The 17072-nt window shown below is 70.0% G+C and carries 14 protein-coding genes; 8 read left to right on the plus strand and 6 right to left on the minus strand.

The genetic code is table 11. From position 1 onward, the window contains the following. Positions 1-15: 15 nt before the first annotated feature. Together ROR02_RS13040 and ROR02_RS13045 are read right to left on the minus strand one after the other, a co-directional pair. Positions 16-1722 (minus strand): methyl-accepting chemotaxis protein, encoded by a 1707-nt coding sequence (locus ROR02_RS13040; protein ID WP_147164481.1) that lies wholly within the window; start codon positions 1720-1722, stop codon positions 16-18. Between the two features lie 46 nt (positions 1723-1768). Continuing rightward, positions 1769-2254 carry a cache domain-containing protein gene (locus tag ROR02_RS13045; RefSeq protein ID WP_147164482.1) on the minus strand — a complete coding sequence of 162 codons (486 nt, stop codon included), beginning with the start codon at positions 2252-2254 and terminating at the stop codon, positions 1769-1771. A 428-nt stretch (positions 2255-2682) separates the two neighbouring features. On the opposite strand from ROR02_RS13045, the gene ROR02_RS13050 reads away from it, so the two are divergent. From ROR02_RS13050 to ROR02_RS13065, 4 genes are all read left to right on the plus strand, one after another. Further along, positions 2683-3468: a tetratricopeptide repeat protein gene (locus ROR02_RS13050; RefSeq protein WP_147164483.1), complete on the plus strand. Its 786-nt coding sequence runs from the start codon at positions 2683-2685 to the stop codon at positions 3466-3468. Further along, positions 3465-4835, plus strand: a complete 1371-nt coding sequence (locus tag ROR02_RS13055; RefSeq protein ID WP_246135540.1) for an outer membrane protein assembly factor BamB family protein — start codon at positions 3465-3467, stop codon at positions 4833-4835. Before ROR02_RS13050 ends, ROR02_RS13055 begins: the two co-directional genes overlap by 4 nt. Before the next feature lie 42 nt (positions 4836-4877). After that, positions 4878-6347, plus strand: a complete 1470-nt coding sequence (der, locus tag ROR02_RS13060) for a ribosome biogenesis GTPase Der (protein ID WP_147164484.1) — start codon at positions 4878-4880, stop codon at positions 6345-6347. Between the two features lie 118 nt (positions 6348-6465). Beyond that, entirely contained in the window at positions 6466-8145 is a 1680-nt protein-coding gene (locus ROR02_RS13065; protein WP_147164485.1) for an AIPR family protein, read from the plus strand. Between the two features lie 66 nt (positions 8146-8211). Here the strand turns inward: ROR02_RS13065 and bla are convergent, their stop codons facing one another. From bla to ROR02_RS13085, 4 genes are all read right to left on the minus strand, one after another. Then, positions 8212-9066 carry a class A beta-lactamase gene (gene bla, locus ROR02_RS13070; RefSeq protein WP_246135541.1) on the minus strand — a complete coding sequence of 285 codons (855 nt, stop codon included), beginning with the start codon at positions 9064-9066 and terminating at the stop codon, positions 8212-8214. Positions 9067-9186: 120 nt separating this feature from the next. Beyond that, the gene (gene rimO, locus ROR02_RS13075) at positions 9187-10566 is read right to left on the minus strand and encodes a 30S ribosomal protein S12 methylthiotransferase RimO (protein ID WP_147164487.1); all 1380 of its coding nucleotides are present in this window, start codon (positions 10564-10566) and stop codon (positions 9187-9189) included. Positions 10567-10852: 286 nt separating this feature from the next. After that, the gene (locus tag ROR02_RS13080; protein WP_147164488.1) at positions 10853-11719 is read right to left on the minus strand and encodes a hypothetical protein; all 867 of its coding nucleotides are present in this window, start codon (positions 11717-11719) and stop codon (positions 10853-10855) included. Between the two features lie 59 nt (positions 11720-11778). Then, positions 11779-13254, minus strand: coding sequence for a glycosyltransferase family 9 protein (locus ROR02_RS13085; RefSeq protein WP_147164489.1), 1476 nt, complete (start codon positions 13252-13254; stop codon positions 11779-11781). Positions 13255-13417: 163 nt separating this feature from the next. On the opposite strand from ROR02_RS13085, the gene ROR02_RS16660 reads away from it, so the two are divergent. The 4 genes from ROR02_RS16660 to ROR02_RS13105 form a co-directional block, all read left to right on the plus strand. Further along, entirely contained in the window at positions 13418-14101 is a 684-nt protein-coding gene (locus tag ROR02_RS16660) for a DUF4136 domain-containing protein (protein ID WP_170245112.1), read from the plus strand. A 167-nt stretch (positions 14102-14268) separates the two neighbouring features. Continuing rightward, positions 14269-15540, plus strand: a complete 1272-nt coding sequence (locus ROR02_RS13095) for a glycerate kinase type-2 family protein (RefSeq protein ID WP_147164491.1) — start codon at positions 14269-14271, stop codon at positions 15538-15540. A gap of 303 nt (positions 15541-15843) precedes the next feature. Next, a complete protein-coding gene (locus tag ROR02_RS13100) occupies positions 15844-16437 on the plus strand; it encodes an LOG family protein (protein ID WP_147164492.1) in 594 nt (197 codons plus the stop codon). A 148-nt stretch (positions 16438-16585) separates the two neighbouring features. Continuing rightward, positions 16586-17072, plus strand: a 487-nt coding sequence (locus tag ROR02_RS13105) for a hypothetical protein (RefSeq protein ID WP_147164493.1), incomplete at its 3' end; no start/stop codon positions are given.

The raw sequence follows: 17072 nt of genomic DNA on the forward strand, positions 1-17072 counted from the left end.
TGCGGGGGGGGCGCGCTAGGCTTCCTTGATCGCGGCCAGGAAGCGATCGACTTCCGTGCGCAGCACGGTGGTTTGATGGCTCAACGCTCCGGCGGCCTCCAAGACGGCGTCGGCGGCTTTTTCGGTGTGGGCGGCGGTTTGGGTCACCTGGGTGATGGTGGCGGAAACGTCCCGGCTGCCCGTGGCCGCGTGCTGCACGCCGTTCGAGATTTCCGTCGTGGCTTCCCCTTGCTGATGAACCGCGTCGGCGATGAGTCCCGTAATGTTGTTGATCTGGCTTATGGTGGTGCCAATCGCGCCGATGGCCTCGACCACGGCGCCGGTCACGCTTTGGATGGTGGTGACCTGGGTGGCGATGTCCTCGGTGGCGCGGGCGGTTTGTCCGGCCAGATGCTTGACCTCGCCCGCGACCACGGCGAACCCCTTGCCCGCGTCGCCGGCCCTCGCGGCCTCGATGGTGGCGTTGAGCGCGAGCAGGTTGGTCTGGCTGGCGATGGTGGTGATCAGATCCACCACGGCACCGATTTTCTGGGCGGCCTCGGCCAGGCCCCGCACCGTGGCATCGGTGCGTTCGGCCTCGGTCACCGCCTGGCTGGCCATGGAGGTGGAGCGTTCCACCTCGGTGCCGATGCTGCGAATGGAAGCCGTCATCTGCTCGGCCGCCCCGGCGATGCCCTCGACCGTGGCGCTGGTTTCCTCGGCCGCCGCGGCGACGGTGGCCGACTGGCTGTTGGCGGCGTCGGCCATGGCGGCCATGTCGCGGGCCGTGGTGGTCAAGGTCGCGCTTGCCTGTTCAAGGGCGCCCAGCACTTCGGACACCGTGGCTCCGAAGTGCCGGGTCAAGGTGTCAAGGTGATCGCCCCGCTGCTGGCGCGTCTTCTGGGCCGCGTCGCGCTCGGCCGCCAGGCGTTCCCCGTCCTTCAGGCTTTCGCGCAGCACGAACAGGGCGCGCGCCATGACCCCGGTTTCGTCCTCGCGGTCGCGGCCAGGAACCTCGACGGTGTATTCACGTTCCGAAAGCCGCTGCAAGGTCGCGGTCAGGGCCCGGATCGGCCCGGCGATGCGCACGGAAAGCCCGACCGCCACCGCCATGCCCAGCACCAAGGAGAGCGTTCCCAGTCCCAGGAACAAGGTGCGCGCGCGGCTCAAGGTGTCGCGCAGCGCCTCCCTTTTCTCGGCCGCGAGGGTTCCCACCTGGGCGCGCATCGCCTCCAGGGTGGTTCGGCCCGCCTGATAATAGCGTTCCGTCGCGCCCATGAAGGTTAATGCCGTGGCCACGTCGGCCTGCACCATGTCGGCCGCGTCCAGGGCGCTTTTCAGGAAGGCCTTCATGTGCTTGCTGGCGTCCTCGGCCACGGTGGGATCGAGTCCCACCGCGAGGGCGGCCGCCCGCACCGTTTCCGTCTGGTCGTCGAGGGTGCGCAAGGTCCCCATCACGGCGCTGGCCCGCTCGTCCAGGTGGGTGGGGTCGTTGTCGTTGGCGGCAACCGAAATCAGCCGGTAGAGATCGCCGCGGGCCTGCGCCGTTTCCAGAAGGAACTCGTGGATGACATCGAAACGGGCGTTGGTGTCCTCCAGTTGCCTGAGTTGCGCGATATTGCCGGTCATGGTGAGGGATCCGTATCCAACCATGACCAGAAGAAGCAATCCCATGATAATCGGCGCAAGTGCCACCTTAAGGCGAACGCCGATGTTATCGACCCAGCTCATTGCGGTGCCCACCTGATACTCTCCTTTGTATTGGTATTATTTTTATCGGAGAGGGGACTTAGTTATCCTTGTAGATTCCGACGCAGACCAGCATTGCCTGCTCGGTTTCGCAGTACGTTGACTTGGGCTCGATTTTCTTGGTCACGGGGTTGGAGAATTTGTAGTCCGTCCAGAAGCCCGATTGCGTTTTTGCCAGATCCAGGCGTTCGCGGGCGAAGGCTTTTCCATCCACGTCCGTGGCATCGGCAAGATTCTTGCCCACCATCCTGGCGTTGGCGGCGTGGGCCAGGGTGTTCCCATCCATGTCCCAGACGAAAACGAACAGGTCGCGGTCCGTGAAGCGGGGGTCCTTGGCGGTGATCGCCGCCAGGGCGGCGTCCTTGCCTTCGGTTTCGATGGCGCTCACCGCCGTGTGGACCATGGCGACCGCCTCGTCCGCCGTGCCGCGCCCGGGGGTCTGGGCCAGGGCGGCGACGCTCGCAAGGCCAAGGAATGCCGCCGTCAGGGACGCGGCCACGCCGCCGGAGAGAAAACGATGGGTCATGATGCATAAACTCCTTGGGGTTCGTGCCATGGGGGATCGGCCGGAAGTTCCCGGTTGCGCGTGAAAAAGCCGGGGAAAACGGATGTCGGGCCAAGGTGGAAGGGGAGAGGCTCCTTTCGCGGGACAGGCCGCCGGTTGGAGGGCGGCGCGAGGAGGCGTTTTCGGGAAGGCCGGAAGCCGGCCTCTCCTCGCCGGGCGAAAAGGGAAGCCTGTCGAGCCGTTCGCTCTTTGGAGAGATTATCATTTTCTGGTCAGAAAAGGGAGGGGAACGTCCCCAAAAAGAGGGGGATCGCGTTCCGGATCCCTTGGGATCACGGGTGTCGCGCGCAAGGTGGGCCACCCTCGTTGCCAAGGCGGGTCACCGTGGGTATGGTGTCGGGCCCATCCCCCCCTTTGATCCAAGGCAGCGCACGGCGCGGGAGTAGAGCGTGGTCAAGCCAACGACACCGATCGTTGATCCGCAACAAGAGGCCCTGTTTCGCGAGGTCGAGGAAGACCTGCGCCACGATCGGCTGGTGGCCTTGTGGAAACGGTTTGGCGGGCTGGTCCTGGCCGGGGCCGTGCTGCTGGTCGTGGCCGTGGCCGGCGCCCAGGGCTGGCGCGCCTGGCAGGCCGACCGCCAGGTCGAGGCCGCCGCCGCCTTCGAGGCCGCCGACGCCCTGATCGCCCGGGGCGATCGCGACGGCGCCCAGGCCGCGCTGGCCCGCGTCGCCGACGAGGGCGTGAGCGGCATTGCCCCCCTGGCCGCCCTGCGCCGGGCCGCCCTTCTGGCCGAGGACGGCAAGACCGCCGAGGCCGTCGCGGCCTATCGCGCCCTGATCGACAAAAGGGGCGTGGACCCCGTGTTCCGCGACACCGCCCGCCTGCTGGCGGCCTTGCATGGCCTGGCCCTGCTGCCGGCGAACGAGATCGAATCCCTGCTCACCCCCTTGCGTGGTGGCGAAAGCCCGTGGCGGCCCCTGGCCGAGGAGATCGCCGCCCAGGCCGCCTTGCAAGGCGGCGACCGCGACACCGGCCTGACCTTGCTCGCGGGGCTGTCCGAGGACCGGATGGCGCCCCCCGACCTGCGCGAGCGGGCCGGCGCCTTGCTTGAAGCCCTGGGGGGTGCCCCGGCTTCCGCTGCCCCGGCTTCCGCCGCTCCGGCCCCCGCCGCTCCGGGGGACAGCGCCCCGGCCGCCGCCGATGCCCCCGCGACCGGGAGAACCAGCCCATGAGATCGTCGCGTCGCCGCGTGGCCGGCCGCCTGGGCCGGCTGATGTTTTCCTTGATGCTGCTGGCCCCCCTGGCCGCGTGCAGCGATGGCTGGTTTGGCGATTCCTGGTTTGGCGGCAACGACGATCCGCCCCTGCCGGGCAAGCGCGTCGCGGTGCTGGCCCAGGAGCGCGGCCTCGCGCGCGCGCCCCGCACCACCGAACCGGTGCAGTTGCCCGCTCCCGAGCCCAACGACGCCTGGCCCCAGAATGGCGGCTATTCCCATCACGCCATGCAGCACATGCAGGTGGGCGGGGGCCTGAGCCGGGCGTGGTCGGTGGGGATCGGCGCCGGATCGACCAGCCGCGACCGCCTGCTGAACGGGCCCGTGATCGGCGATGGCCGCGTCTACACCATGGACCGCAAGGCCCGGGTGCGCGCCTTCGACGCCCGCACCGGCCGCCAGCTGTGGGAAACGTCGCTGCCCGACAGCAAGCGCGACGAGGATGACGGCGCCTTGCTGGCCGGCGGGCTGGCGTTCGACAACGGCCGGGTGTTCGCCACCACGGGTTTTGCCAGGGTGGTGGCGCTGGCCGCCGACACCGGGCAAGAGGTGTGGCGCACCACCGTCGATGCCCCGATGCGCGCGGCTCCGGCGGTCAATTCCGGCCGCGTCGTGGTCGTGACCATCGAAAACCAGACCCTGGCCCTGGCCGCCTCCGACGGGCGCAAGCTGTGGACCCACTCCGGCGTGCCGGAAACCGCCAGCATCCTGGGCGCGCCCACTCCGGCGATTGATCAGGGCATCGTGGTGATTCCCTATTCCTCGGGCGAGGTGTTCGCCTTGCGTCTGGACAGTGGTTCCGAGGTGTGGGCCGACTCGGTGACCGCCTTGCGCCGCACCGATGCCGCCGGCACGTTGTTCGATATCCGCGCCAATCCGGTGATCGACGGCAACCGCCTGTTCATCATCGGCAACAGCGGCCTGATGGTGGGCATGGATCTGCGCTCGGGCAATCGCATGTGGCAATTGCGCGTTGCCGGCACGCAAGAGCCGTGGCTGGCCGGCGACGTGCTGTATCTGGTCAGCGAGGACGCCGAACTGGCGGCCATCAGCGCGCGTTCGGGACAGGTGATCTGGATCACCCCCTTGCCGCGCTGGAAGAACCCGGGCAGTCTGGCCGATCCGCTGATCTGGACCGGGCCCGTGCTGGCCTCGGACCGTCTGATCGTCGGGTCGTCGGACGGCTATGCCTACGCGGTTTCGCCTTACGACGGCCGGCTTCTGGGGCGGGTCGATCTGCCCGACCCCATGGCGTCCGCGCCGGTGATCGCCGGCGGCACGCTGTACTTCCTCACCACGGGGGGCGACCTCGTGGCCTATCGCTGAGCGTCCCCGCCCGTCGGGGCCGGCTCCCCATCGGGACCTTTCATGTTCACCCTTGCGATCATCGGCCGGCCCAACGTCGGCAAATCCACCTTGTTCAACCGCCTGGCCGGGCGCCGGCTGGCGATCGTCCACGACTTGCCCGGGGTCACCCGCGACCGTCGCGAGGCCCCGGGGCGTCTGGCCGACCTCGACTTGCGCATTGTCGATACCGCCGGCCTGGAAGAAGCCGGGCCCGAGGTGCTCGAAGGGCGCATGCGCCAGCAGACCGACCGCGCCTTGTCCGAGGCCGACGCGGCGTTGATGCTGATTGATGCCCGCGCCGGCGTCACCCCCCTGGATGCCCACTTCGCCGACCTGCTGCGCAAGGCGCCGATTCCGGTGATCCTGGTCGCCAACAAGTGCGAGGGCGGCGCGGGCAAGGCGGGCCTCTACGAAGCCTATGGCCTGGGCCTGGGCGATCCGGTGCCGTTCTCGGCCGAGCACGGCGAGGGCCTGAACCTGCTGTACGACGCCTTGCGTCCCCATTATGACGCCTGGCACGAGGCCCACGCCGACGCCCTGGCCGAGGCGGGCGAGGCCGCGCCGGGCCAGGCCGAGGCCCGCGCCCTGGCCGTGGACGCCCTGGAACCCGACGAGATCGTGCTGGCCGACGACGACGCCGAGGATTACGCGGTCGAGGCCGTCGATCCGCGCGGCGAGCGTCCGATTCAGGTGGCGATCGTCGGGCGCCCCAACACCGGCAAGTCCACCCTGGTCAACCGCCTGCTGGGCGAGGAACGGCTGGTCACCGGGCCCGAGGCCGGGGTGACGCGCGATGCCATCTCGGTGGATTGGACCTGGGGCGGGCGCCGCTTCCGGCTGGTGGACACGGCCGGCCTGCGGCGCAAGGCGCGCATCGAGAACAGCCTGGAAAAGCTGATGGTGGCCGACACCTTGAACGCCATCCGCCTGGCCGAGGTGTGCGTTTTGCTGCTGGACGCCAACATGGTGATGGACCGCCAGGACCTGGCGATCGCGCGCATGGTGGTGGATGAAGGCCGTGCCCTGGTGATTGGCGTCAACAAGTGGGATGCCTGCACCGACCGCGCCGCCTCGGCCCAGCGCGTCGCCGACCGGCTGGAAAGCTCGCTGGCCCAGGTGCGCGGCGTGCCCACCGCCACCTTGTCGGCGCTGCATGGCCGGGGCCTGGACGACCTGATGGCGGCGGTTTTGGAAATCCATGCCCGTTGGAACCGCCGGGTGCCGACCAGCCGCCTGAATCGCTGGTTGCAGGCGATGATCGACCGCCACCCGCTGCCCCTGGGCAAGCATGGCCGGCGGTTGCGCATCCGCTACGCCACCCAGGCCAAGATCCGCCCCCCCACCTTTGCCCTGTTCATGACCCGGCCCGAGGATCTCCCTGAATCCTACGTGCGCTATCTGGCCCATGGCCTGCGCCAGGACTTCGACATGGCCGGCGTGCCCATCCGCCTGCTGTTCCGCGCCACCAAGAACCCTTACGCCGACCGATAACACCTGCCGGGGAAAGAGAAGCCCTTTTCCCGACAAGACACGTTGAACCAAAAAGAGTCCAAGGCCCGTCTGCCTGGGTGAAACAGACGGACCTTGGATGACTTGGGGGTGATGTCCCATGAGCTTCAGCGCGCAGATCATCGACCAGCATGTGGGCGGGCTTGTCGAGCGCCTGGGCGAGCGTCTGCGCACCGAGGTGGGCGTGCGCGACGAGTCGGCTCGTTTGAAGTCCGCCGCCTTTGTCGTCCTGGTTGCCCAGGCCCTGCTGGATCTGGACGACGACGCGGCCCTGGATGGGGTGGTCGAGGGCGGGGGCGACTTTGGCATCGACGCGCTGTACGTCGGCGCCCTCGACGAGGTCGAGATCCCCATTGTGTTGATCCAGGGAAAATATCGCCAGGATCTGAAAGGCGACGCGCAGTTTCCCGAATCGGGCATCGAAAAAATGATCACGGCGCTGGGCACGCTGTTCGATCCCAATCGGGCTTATCGCGTGAATCCCCGCCTGGAAAGCCGGGTCGAGGAAATCCGCGCCATGATCGGCGAGGGCGCCATCCCCCGGGTGCGGGTGGTGCTGTGCAACAATGGCCTGAAGTGGAACCAGGCCGGTCAACTGCGCCTGGAAAACACCGGGTTCCACGACATGGTCGGTTGGGAATACGCCGGGCCGGATGACCTCATCGCCTTGATGCGCCGGCGCAAGGACGTGGAAACCCAGATCCGCCTCACCGGCCGCGCCGTGGTCGAGGACTACGATTTCATGCGGGCCATGGTCGGGCGCCTGTCCGTTCTGGAACTGGCCCGGTTGTTCGAGACCCACGGCGACGCCTTGCTGGAGCGCAACATCCGGCGTTACCTGGGACTGGGGGGACGGATCAACGAGCGGATCGCCCAGACCCTGCGCGATCCGGCGCAGCGGGATAAATTTTATTTTTATAACAATGGGATAACGATAGTCTGTTCCAAGTTTTCCTACAACGGCCTGGCCGAACGGGACTGGATCGTGCGGGTGAACGGGCTTCAGATTGTCAACGGCGGCCAAACCTCCAAAACCATCCAGCAGGTGAAGGCCGAGGTGGGCGACGATATCGGCACGGCGTGCGTGCTGGTGCGGCTGTACGAAGTGCCCGGCAACGACGACGATCTGGTTCAGCGGATCACCGAGGCCACCAACAGCCAGAACCCGGTCGATCTGCGCGACCTGCGCTCCAACGATCCGCGTCAGAAGGATCTGGCCGACGCTCTCGCCCTTCTGGGGTTCACCTACCGGGCCCAGCGTTCGCGCGTGCCGGTGGAAGCGGGCGAGATCACCAGCGCGGTGGCGGCCGAAGCGGTCCTTGCGGTCTGGCGCCATCGCCCGCACGCGGCCCGTTTCCAGGTCAAGGAGCATTTCGGGAGCTACTACGACCTGATTTTTTCCCCCGACCTGAACGGCGCCCAGGTCGTGATGGCTGTGTTGCTGCTGCGGTGGGCCGAAAACAAGCGCAAGCGGCCACCGGCGGACGCGCCCGTCTTCCTTCAGTACGGGTCGCGCCATGTCGCCATGCTCATGGGGATGGCCCTGCTTGACGACCTGGGGGAGCCGCTGGCCGGCCTCACCCATCGCACCCTTGCCAAGGCCCGCGCCCTGCTTGAAACCCGCGCCGATCTTTATTTCAACAACGCCCTTGCCCGACTGCAAGGCGCCCTGACCCTTTTGTACGGGGACGCCGAGCCCAGCTTGCAACGCCTGTCGGCAACGTTTCGCCGGGCGGATCTGGTGGCAGTGCTGCGAGGCGGCCGGCAGCTTTCAGTTTAGCAGGAAAGGCGGACACACTCCCCCCCCCAGCTCAACCAGAAAACGACGAGCGGGGGTCCGGGAAGGTCAGTCGTCCAGCGCGGCGACCAGGGCGCGGCCGATATCGGCGATCGCCGCGTCACGATCGGCCATCGGCGCCTCGGTTTTCGTGAGATAAATCGCGATCACCAGCGGTGCGCGGCCCGGTGGCCACGCCACGGCAGTCAGGCCACGGGTGCCGTGCCCCCCGGCGCCGCTGCGGTCGGCGATCCGCCAGTCCGCCGGCACGCCGGCGCGCAACAACGACCCGCTGACCGCGTTGCTTTCCAGCCAGCGGACCAGCCGCAAACGCCCGTCCTCCGACAGGATCGGCCCCAGGACCAGGGCGCGCAGCGTCGTCGCCATGGCCCGGGGCGAGGTGGTGTCACGCGGATCGTCGGGAATGCCCTCGTTCAGGGCCGTTTCCCACCGGTCCAGGCGCGTCGTTTCGTCGCCCAGGGCGCGGACGAACCGGGTCAATCCGGCCGGCCCCTCTACGTGTTCTAGGATTTTATTCGCGGCCGTGTTGTCGCTGGTGCGCAAGGTGATGGCGCACAGGTCCAGAACCGGCACCCGCTGGCCGACCAGGGTCTTGGTGACCGGGGCGTAGGACACGAGGTCCTGCGCCTCGATCGGAACGGAAGTGTCGGCGCTTTCCTCGCCCGCCTGGATCCGGGCCAGCAGGGCGCCGCACGCCAGGGCCTTGAAGGTGCTGGCCATGGGAAAGCGCTCGTCGGCGCGATAGGCCCAGGTGGTGCCGCCACCGGTATCGACGACAAAGACCCCGACGCGGGCATCCAGCCGGGCCTCGACCGCGCGGGCTGTCGCCGCCACCGGATCCTCGCCGGCGCGGGCGGGCGTGACCGCAAGGACGGCCAGCACGATCCCCATCCCCCAAAGCATGCCTGCCTTCATCGCGTCCTCTTTTCCCTTTGCGCCTTGCCGTCCCCAAGAAGCGTGGGGTCCGGGGTGGCCGCGCCTCCCCGGGTTTATCCCTTTTGCCCTTGTCCCGCCGGGCTCCCCTTACCGCCGCCGGGGGGCGCGGCTGGCTTGCAGGCGCTCGCGTGCCGTGGGACGGGCCGGGGGGGTGATCGGGGTCGCGATCAGATCGTAGTCGCGGGCCTTCTGGATGCGCACCTTGATCAGGTCGCCGGCCGCGTAGCCGTGGACGCCGGGCAGGATCACCGTGCCATCGATCTCGGGCGCGTCGGCGCTGGAGCGGCCCACGGCGCCGGTTTCGTCCACGGTGTCGATCAGCACCGGCATCACCCGGCCCACCTTGGCCGCCAGGCGTTCGTGGCTGATGGCCTGCTGCTGGGCCATCAGGCGGTGCCAGCGTTCTTCCGCCACTTCGGGCGGCACCGGATCGGGGTAGGTGCTGGCGGGCACGCCGGCCACCGCCTCGAACTTGAAGCAGCCCACCCGGTCGAGGCGGGCTTCCGCCAGCCAGTCGAGCAGGGCCTGGAAGTCGGCCTCGGTCTCGCCCGGGAAGCCCACGATGAAGGTGGAGCGCACGGTAAGATCGGGGCATTGGGCCCGCCACGAGGCCAGCCGGTCCAGCACCTTGTCCTGGGCGGCCGGGCGGCGCATGGCCCGCAGCACCGAGGGACTGGCGTGCTGGAAGGGGATGTCGAGGTAGGGCAGCACCTTGCCCTCGGCCATCAGGGGAAGAAGGTCGTCCACGGCCGGGTAGGGGTAGATGTACATCAGGCGCACCCACACGCCCAGGGAACCCAAGGCGGCGGCCAGGTCGGTCAGGCGGGCCGGCACCAGGGCATCGCGCCAGGGGCTGGCGCCGTGGCCGATGTCACGGCCGTAGGCGCTGGTGTCCTGGCTGATCACCACCAGTTCCTTGACCCCGGCCTGGGCCAGGCGTTCGGCCTCGGCCAGAACCTCGCCGGCCGGGCGGCTGACCAGATCGCCGCGCAGGGCCGGGATCAGGCAGAACGAACAGCGATTGTCGCACCCTTCCGAGATCTTCAGATAGGCGGTGTGGCGGGGCGTCAGGTGGATGCCCTGCGGGGGCACCAGGCTGGTGTAGGGGTCGTGCGGGGGCGCCACCGCCTCGTGCACGGCCTGCACCACCTGTTCGTACTGCTGGGGGCCGGTGATGGCGAGCACGCGCGGATGGGTTTCCCGGATGGCGTCGGGATCCGCGCCCAGGCAGCCGGTCACGATGACGCGCCCGTTTTCGGCCAGGGCCTCGCCGATGGCGTCCAGGCTTTCGGCACGGGCGGAATCAAGAAAGCCGCAGGTGTTGACGATGACCACGTGGGCGCCCTGGTAGGTGGGCGAGATCGTGTAGCCCTCGGCGACGAGGCGGGTCAGGATGCGTTCGGAATCGACCAGGGCCTTGGGACAGCCCAGGCTGACCAGGCCAATGGTGGGGGAGGAAGGGCGCATGATGTCGTGAACCAGCAAGGGAAGCGAAAACAGGCCCGGGGGGCCCTGGGGCCCGAAGGCCCTGGGGGCCTGGGGCCCTTCGTCCTTTCGCTATAGCCCGGCTGGGGCGGCAAGGCCAGCCACCCCGTGCGCCGGGGGGCGGGCGGGGGCCAAAAGGAAGGCGCGGCGGGAGCCGGTAACCCTTTCAACGCCCGCGCGGCCGTTTTTGCACCGGAGCGCGACGAGGGTCCGGCCTTGGGGGCGACGCCTGCCGTGGGTCGCCCCCCTCAACGGCGTGGGAGTCGGCTCACACCACCAGTTCAACGGTGGCGGGCACGGCCGCGACCTCGGCCCGCGCGTCCGACAGGGCGGTGTGCAGTTCGCGCCGGGCGTCGCTGGTGGCGGGATCGTCGGAAGTGCTCTCGGCCAGGGCCAGCAGGTCGATCAGGCGGCGCAGCCAGGCCAGGGCCTCGCGGCCCTCGCGCAGCCCCTCCTGGCGGGCCTTTTCGTTGTCTTCGTCGGACGGGACCTTGCCAAGGGCCGAGGGGTCAACCCCCTGGGCGGCGCCCGGGGTGGCCTCGGCTGCGGCGCCGGCGTCCGTGCCGCTGTCCTTGCCGGAACCGGTCGAGTTTTTGTCGCTGGTGTCCTGGCTGGCGGCCTGGGCGGCGGCGCTGGCGGCTTTTTCAGAGCCATCGGCGGAGTCGGTCGCGTCGGCGCCGGTGCCGGAACCGGCACTCGCGGCGGCGTTGCCGCTGGAGCCCCCCGAGCCGCCCGAGCGTTCGCCCAGGCCGGTGAGGGTGTTCATGGCCTGGCGCACGGTGCGGGCAATCTGGGCGATCTGGCGGGCCAGGGCGGCGGCGCGATCGGTGTCGCCCGAGGCCACGGCCGAGCGGATCTGCCCTTGCAGGGCCTTGAGCTGGGCCTTCGCCTGGGCAATCTTCTGGCGTTGCTGCTCGATGTCGCGCGCCTTGCGGGCCTTGCGGATGGTTTCCATCAGGCTGTCGGCGTTGCGGGCGATTTCGCGGGTGGCGGTGTGCAACGCCTCCCCGGCGTCCAGTTCGTCCAGGGCCTTGGCCAGGGCCTCGTCAACGATCGACCGGGGCGAGGACGAGGAAGGCCGCGCCGTGCTCGTGGCGGCGGAAGCCGAGGCCGACACGGGGGGTGTCGTCGTCATGGCGGGGTTCTCCCGTTCTAAAGGCGCCCCCTTGCGTTCTGAAGGGGGAGGGAGCCCCACTATACCCCACGGTCGGGGAGGCTGTCGCGCGCGATCGGCGCGTTGTCCGGGCATGGGATGTCATCTTCCTCCAAAAGGCTGGCCACCCGCGCCATCAGTCCGGGCCAGCCGCACGCCGCGCCGCGCAGCAGCCGCGCCCCCGGATACCAGGGCGAGACATCCCCCCATCCCCAGCGCCAATCCGGGCGCGGCCCCAGCAGGACCCACAGCGGACATCCCAGCGTGCCGGCCAGGTGGGCGGCGGCGGTATCGACGCTGATCACAAGATCCAGGCCGGCCAGCACCGTGGCGGTATCGGCGAGGTCGGCTCCGGCCGCCACCGGCTCTTCCAGGGGGAAGGGGGGAGGCGGCGCGCTGGCGTCGGCGGGCAGCACGGAAACCCATCTCACCCCCGCCACCCGGGCCAGGGGCGCCCAGGCGTCGGGCGGGGGATCGCGTTGCAGGTCCGGCCGCGCGCTGGAGCGCAGGGCCAGCCCGATCCGGCGGTCTTTTCGTTCCGGCCCGCGTGGCGCGACCGGGCACGGCAGGAGGGGAAGGGAGCCCCCCAGGGGATCGCCCCCGGCAACCGTCAGGGCAAGGCTGGCCAGCGGCACGTGCCAGTCGGCGGCGGGCGGCGGGTCCCCGGGCGAGAACACGGCCACCTGATCCACCCCGGGCACGCGGGCCGCCAGCCGGGCCAGCGGGGCATGGGTTTCCACGATCACCCGAGCGGGGGAGAACAGGCGGCGCAGGGGCGGAATATACCGCAGGAACTGCAACCCGTCGCCCAGACCCTGTTCGGCGGCGATCAGCAGGGACTGGCCGGCCAGGGGCTGGCCGGTCCAGCGGCGTCCGGGCAGGGGATGGGGGCGTGCCCAGCCGGGCAGGGAAAGGCGGGCCTCGTAGGTGGCGAAGCCCTCGGCCCAGGCCCCTCCGGCCAGCAGGGCATGGGCCAGGGACACGCGGGTGTTCGTGTTGCCGGGATCAAGCTCCAGCGCGCGGCGCAAGGCGTCCCGGGCCGGTTTCAGGAGTCCGACCTGAGCGCGCAGCAGGCCCAGGTTATGCCACAGGCCCGGATCGTCGAAGCCGGCGGCGGCGCGATCAACCAGGGCCTCGGCCAGGGCCAGGGCCTCGGCCATCCGGCCCAGGCGGGCAAGCACCACGACCCGCAAGGGCGCGAGGCGAGGATCGGCGGGAGTCCCGGCCGGCCCGTCGTCGAGGGCCGCCAGCGCGCCCTCGACATCGTGCACGACCAGGAGCGCCTGAACCAGGGTGTGCCGGGCCTCGGGCAGGTCGGGGGCCTGGTGGACAATCCGGCGCAGCCACGGCACCGCGTGGGCGTGGTGGCCGGTGGACAAGGCGGTGATGGACGCGGCCATCAGCACCACCGGGTTGTCGGGATGGCGCGCGACCGCTTCGGTCATGACCTGGACCACGCGGGCGGGCTGCTCCCGGACGGCCACGAGGGCCTGCACGGCGGCGTCGGGGGTGTCCATGGGCGAGGGCTCCACTCGGCCCGGCGCCGGAGGGGCTGGCGCTTGGACCGGCAAGGGGATGAGGCGGGGTTTCCCTTTGTATGCCATACTGAAGGCGATTGGGAACAATCCCGCCCGTCGCCCCGGTCGCGGGGCCTCGGGCCATCAGGCACGGAGTCTTGCCATGACGAAGCGGTCTCGGGGAGGGCTGCGGGCGCGGGGGGGAATCGGGAGGGGGCCATCCCTGGGGCTGCTCCTCGTTCTGCTTGCCCTTCTTCCCCTGGGCGGACCCGGCGGGTGCTCGCAGGCGCGCCCGACGGTGAGCGTCGAGGTCACCACCTACGTTCGTCCCCAGGCGCCCCCCACCTTGAGCGGGCACGCGATCGCGGTGGTGGCGCTGCCCGACCAGGAAACCAGCCTGGAACACGCCCACGCCCGCGACCAGGTGGCGGCGGAACTGCGCGCGCGGGGCGCCCGGGTGGTTGAAACCAGGGCCGGGGCCGAGTTCCTGGTTTCGCTCGCCTATACCCTGGACGACGGGGAAACCCGCATTGATCTTGCCCCGGCTGGATCCGCCTGGGATCCCATGCCCTTCGGACCGGTGCGGCCCAGGTATCCCGGGATGGTGCGTCCGGCCCTGATCGAGCGCACGATCCAAACCGCGACCTTGACCCTGGCCGTGTACGACGCCCGGGCCGCCGGTGACACGCCCCTGGCCCAGGTCACGCCCGTGGCCCAGATGCATGCCCGCGTGCAAGGCCAGCACCTGACCTTGCCCCAGGCCCTGGACCCGTTGATCCGGGGCGCGTTGCAGGCCTATCCGGGCCAGGACGGGGCGGTGCGTCGGGTGCCGGTGGCCCTCTTCTAGGGCCCGTCGGTTTCGGGTGAAAGCGCACGGACTTTGCATTCCCTCGCTTGAGTTTGTCTTTTCGGGAAAAGGGGTGTTCCCTTTTTCCCGACGAGACCCGTGGGAAGACAGGCATCGGGATACCCATGTCGTGGGGGCGGATCGTCCACGTCAGGAAAGGGAATGCCATGCGCAGGCCAGACGCCATTTTGCGGTCGTTGTTCGAGGCCGCCGTTGCCGCCGCCGACCCCGCGCTGGTCGTGGCGCCGCACCTGCCTTCGCCCCCCCGGGGGCGCACCGTGGTGGTGGGGGCGGGCAAGGCCGCCGCCGCCATGGCCCGCGCGGTGGAAGCCGTGTGGCAGGGCCCCCTTTCGGGGCTGGTCATCACCCGCTATGGCCACGTGGTGCCGTGCCGGTCCATCGAGGTGGTGGAGGCGGGCCATCCCCTGCCCGACGCCCATGGCGAGGCGGCGGCGCGGCGTCTCCTCGCCCTGGCCCGGGACCTGGGGCCCGACGACCTGCTTTTGTGCCTGATCTCGGGCGGGGCCTCGGCGCTGGCCAGCGTGCCGGCCCCCGGCCTGGATCTGGCCGACGTGCGCGCCGTCACCGCCGCCTTGCTGCGCAGTGGCGCGACCATCGCCGAGATGAACACCGTGCGCCGCCACCTGTCGGCGATCGCGGCCGGGCGGCTGGCGGCGGCGGCCGCGCCGGCGGCGGTGGTGGCGCTGCTGATCTCCGACGTGCCCGGCGACGATCCGCTGACCATCGGATCAGGCCCCACCGTGCCCGATCCCGGCTCCCCGGCCGATGCCCTGGACATCTTGCGCCGTCATGGCATCAGCGAGCCCGGGCGCGTGCGCCGCTTCCTGGCCGAGGGGGGCGCGCCCGGGCCCCGCGAGGGCGATTCCCGCCTGGCCCGGGTTTCCACCACCGTGATCGCGACCCCCCGAGGCGCCTTGCTGGCCGCCGCCGAGGGGGCCCGGGCCGCGGGGCTGCTGCCGGTGGTGCTGGGCGATGCCCTGCAAGGCGAGGCGCGCGAGGCGGCCCGGGTGCTGGCGCCGATGGCCCTGTCGTGCGCCCATCACGGCGAACCGGTCGCGCCGCCGTGCGTCTTGCTGTCGGGGGGCGAGTTCACGGTCACGGTGCAAGGGAGCGGGCGGGGTGGGCCCAACGCCGAGTTCGCCCTGGCCCTGGCCCTGGCCCTGGACGGGCACCCGGGGGTGTGGGCGCTCGCCGCCGACACCGATGGCATCGACGGCACGGAAACCAACGCGGGCGCCCTGATTGGTCCCGACACGCTGGCGCGCGCGCGCCGCCTGGGGCTCTCGCCCCGTGCCTTCCTGGCCGACAACGACGCCTTCGGTTTTTTCAGCGCCCTGGGCGACCTGGTGGAAACCGGTCCCACCTTGACCAACGTCAACGACTTCCGCGCCATTCTTGTCGAGGGCCTCCCCGAATGAGGTGGGAAACAGGGCCATCGGTGAACGCCTTGGGTGGCCTCGGAAGAGGGTTTTCCAACGCCGCGACGGCGGCGCGCGGCTTGTGCCGCGAGAGCCAAGCGCACGGAGTGCGCGCCCGACGTTTGAGGGCACTGCAAGGACTCCAGGGCAATCGGTTCACCCGGTTGCCCCGAGGGAAGGAGGCAGACGGTTGCGCGCGTGCGCCGCTTGTTCTAAAGCAAGGAGTGCGAGGGCCGGTTCCCACGAGGAGCCGGCCCTTGTGCCCCTTGGCTTTTTTTTCCGATAAGACGGGACGCCTTTCCCATGACTGCCTTGCGATCGCTGTGCGTCTTTTGTGGTTCCGCCCCGGGAGGGGATCCCCGTTTCATGGCCCAGGCCCGTCTGCTGGGAACCCGCCTGGCCGAGGCCGGAGTGACCTTGGTTTTTGGCGCGGGCAACGTGGGCCTGATGGGCGGCGTGGCCCTGGCGGCCCTGGAAGCCGGCGGGGAGGTGGTGGGCGTGATCCCCGAGCACCTCACCCGGGTGGAAACCCCCGACGCCGAGCGCATGGAACTGCACGTGGTCGGCTCGATGCACGAGCGCAAGCGGCTGATGTTCGACCGTTCGGACGCCGTGTGCATCCTGCCCGGGGGCATCGGCACCCTGGATGAAACCTTCGAGATCCTGACCTGGCGGCAATTGGGCTTGCACGACCGTCCGGTGATCCTGGTCAACGTGGCCGGCTACTGGGATGGCCTGGTCGCGCTGGTTGACCGGGTGGTGAGCGACGGCTTCGCCAAGCCCCACGCCCGCGACCTGTTTACCCTGGTGGACGATGTCGAAGCGGTGCTGCCGGCCGTGCGCGCCGAACTGGCCGCGCCGCGCCACCGGGAAGAAGCCCGGATCGAGCGGTTTTAGGCGGGGGGCCGGCCTCTTGTGCCGGTTGCCTGCTTGAAGCACCTTGAGAACGGGCCCATATGCTCTCCCCATGGGAGGGGCGTCCGGCGGGAGCATGAACCCTTGTCGGCGCCGGCTTGTCCGGGCAGGCGGCCGCCGGGAGAACCGGATGAAGATCGACAAGGATTACGAAGCAACGATCACCCGGCTGATGGCCAGGGCCAAGGTCAGCGATTACCGCCTGGAAATGGGCGGCAAGCACCTGCGCCTTCGTTTTTCCCGCGAGGGAAGGCCCTACAGCTATACGGTTCCGGTCTCGCCCTCGGATCACCGGGCGCGCAAGAACATGGAACGCGACCTCAAGGCCCTGCTGGGGCTGACCAGCGCGCCGGCGGTGGTGGTCGAGGTGTTGCCGCCGCCTGATCTGGTGTCGTCGGTGCGCGAGCGCATCGCCGCCAATCCGCCCTCGCGGCCCACCCCCAAGGATGACCGGGCCTTTGCCGCCCTGGATGAAACCTTTACCTCGGCCGTGACCATTGGTCGGCGCGCCGATGCCCGCGATCCTGCCTCGTGGGGGGTCGAGCGCCTGGAGCGCCTCGTGGCCCTGGGGCTGGCCGACGGCGATGGGGTGGGGCGCTACCGGCGCCGGGCCCAGG

The sequence above is a fragment of the Pararhodospirillum oryzae genome (genome assembly GCF_007992075.1).
In the GTDB taxonomy this organism is placed as follows: Bacteria; Pseudomonadota; Alphaproteobacteria; order Rhodospirillales; family Rhodospirillaceae; genus Pararhodospirillum; species Pararhodospirillum oryzae.

Excerpts from the sequence above, each read along its gene's own strand:
- ROR02_RS13045 (WP_147164482.1), bottom strand. The coding sequence starts at position 2,254 with ATGACCCATCGTTTTCTCTCCGGCGGCGTGGCCGCGTCCCTGACGGCG.
- ROR02_RS13055 (WP_246135540.1), top strand. The coding sequence starts at position 3,465 with ATGAGATCGTCGCGTCGCCGCGTGGCCGGCCGCCTGGGCCGGCTGATG.
- der (WP_147164484.1), top strand. The coding sequence starts at position 4,878 with ATGTTCACCCTTGCGATCATCGGCCGGCCCAACGTCGGCAAATCCACC.
- ROR02_RS13065 (WP_147164485.1), top strand. The coding sequence starts at position 6,466 with ATGAGCTTCAGCGCGCAGATCATCGACCAGCATGTGGGCGGGCTTGTC.
- bla (WP_246135541.1), bottom strand. The coding sequence starts at position 9,066 with ATGCTTTGGGGGATGGGGATCGTGCTGGCCGTCCTTGCGGTCACGCCC.
- rimO (WP_147164487.1), bottom strand. The coding sequence starts at position 10,566 with ATGCGCCCTTCCTCCCCCACCATTGGCCTGGTCAGCCTGGGCTGTCCC.
- ROR02_RS13080 (WP_147164488.1), bottom strand. The coding sequence starts at position 11,719 with ATGACGACGACACCCCCCGTGTCGGCCTCGGCTTCCGCCGCCACGAGC.
- ROR02_RS13085 (WP_147164489.1), bottom strand. The coding sequence starts at position 13,254 with ATGGACACCCCCGACGCCGCCGTGCAGGCCCTCGTGGCCGTCCGGGAG.
- ROR02_RS16660 (WP_170245112.1), top strand. The coding sequence starts at position 13,418 with ATGACGAAGCGGTCTCGGGGAGGGCTGCGGGCGCGGGGGGGAATCGGG.
- ROR02_RS13095 (WP_147164491.1), top strand. The coding sequence starts at position 14,269 with ATGCGCAGGCCAGACGCCATTTTGCGGTCGTTGTTCGAGGCCGCCGTT.
- ROR02_RS13100 (WP_147164492.1), top strand. The coding sequence starts at position 15,844 with ATGACTGCCTTGCGATCGCTGTGCGTCTTTTGTGGTTCCGCCCCGGGA.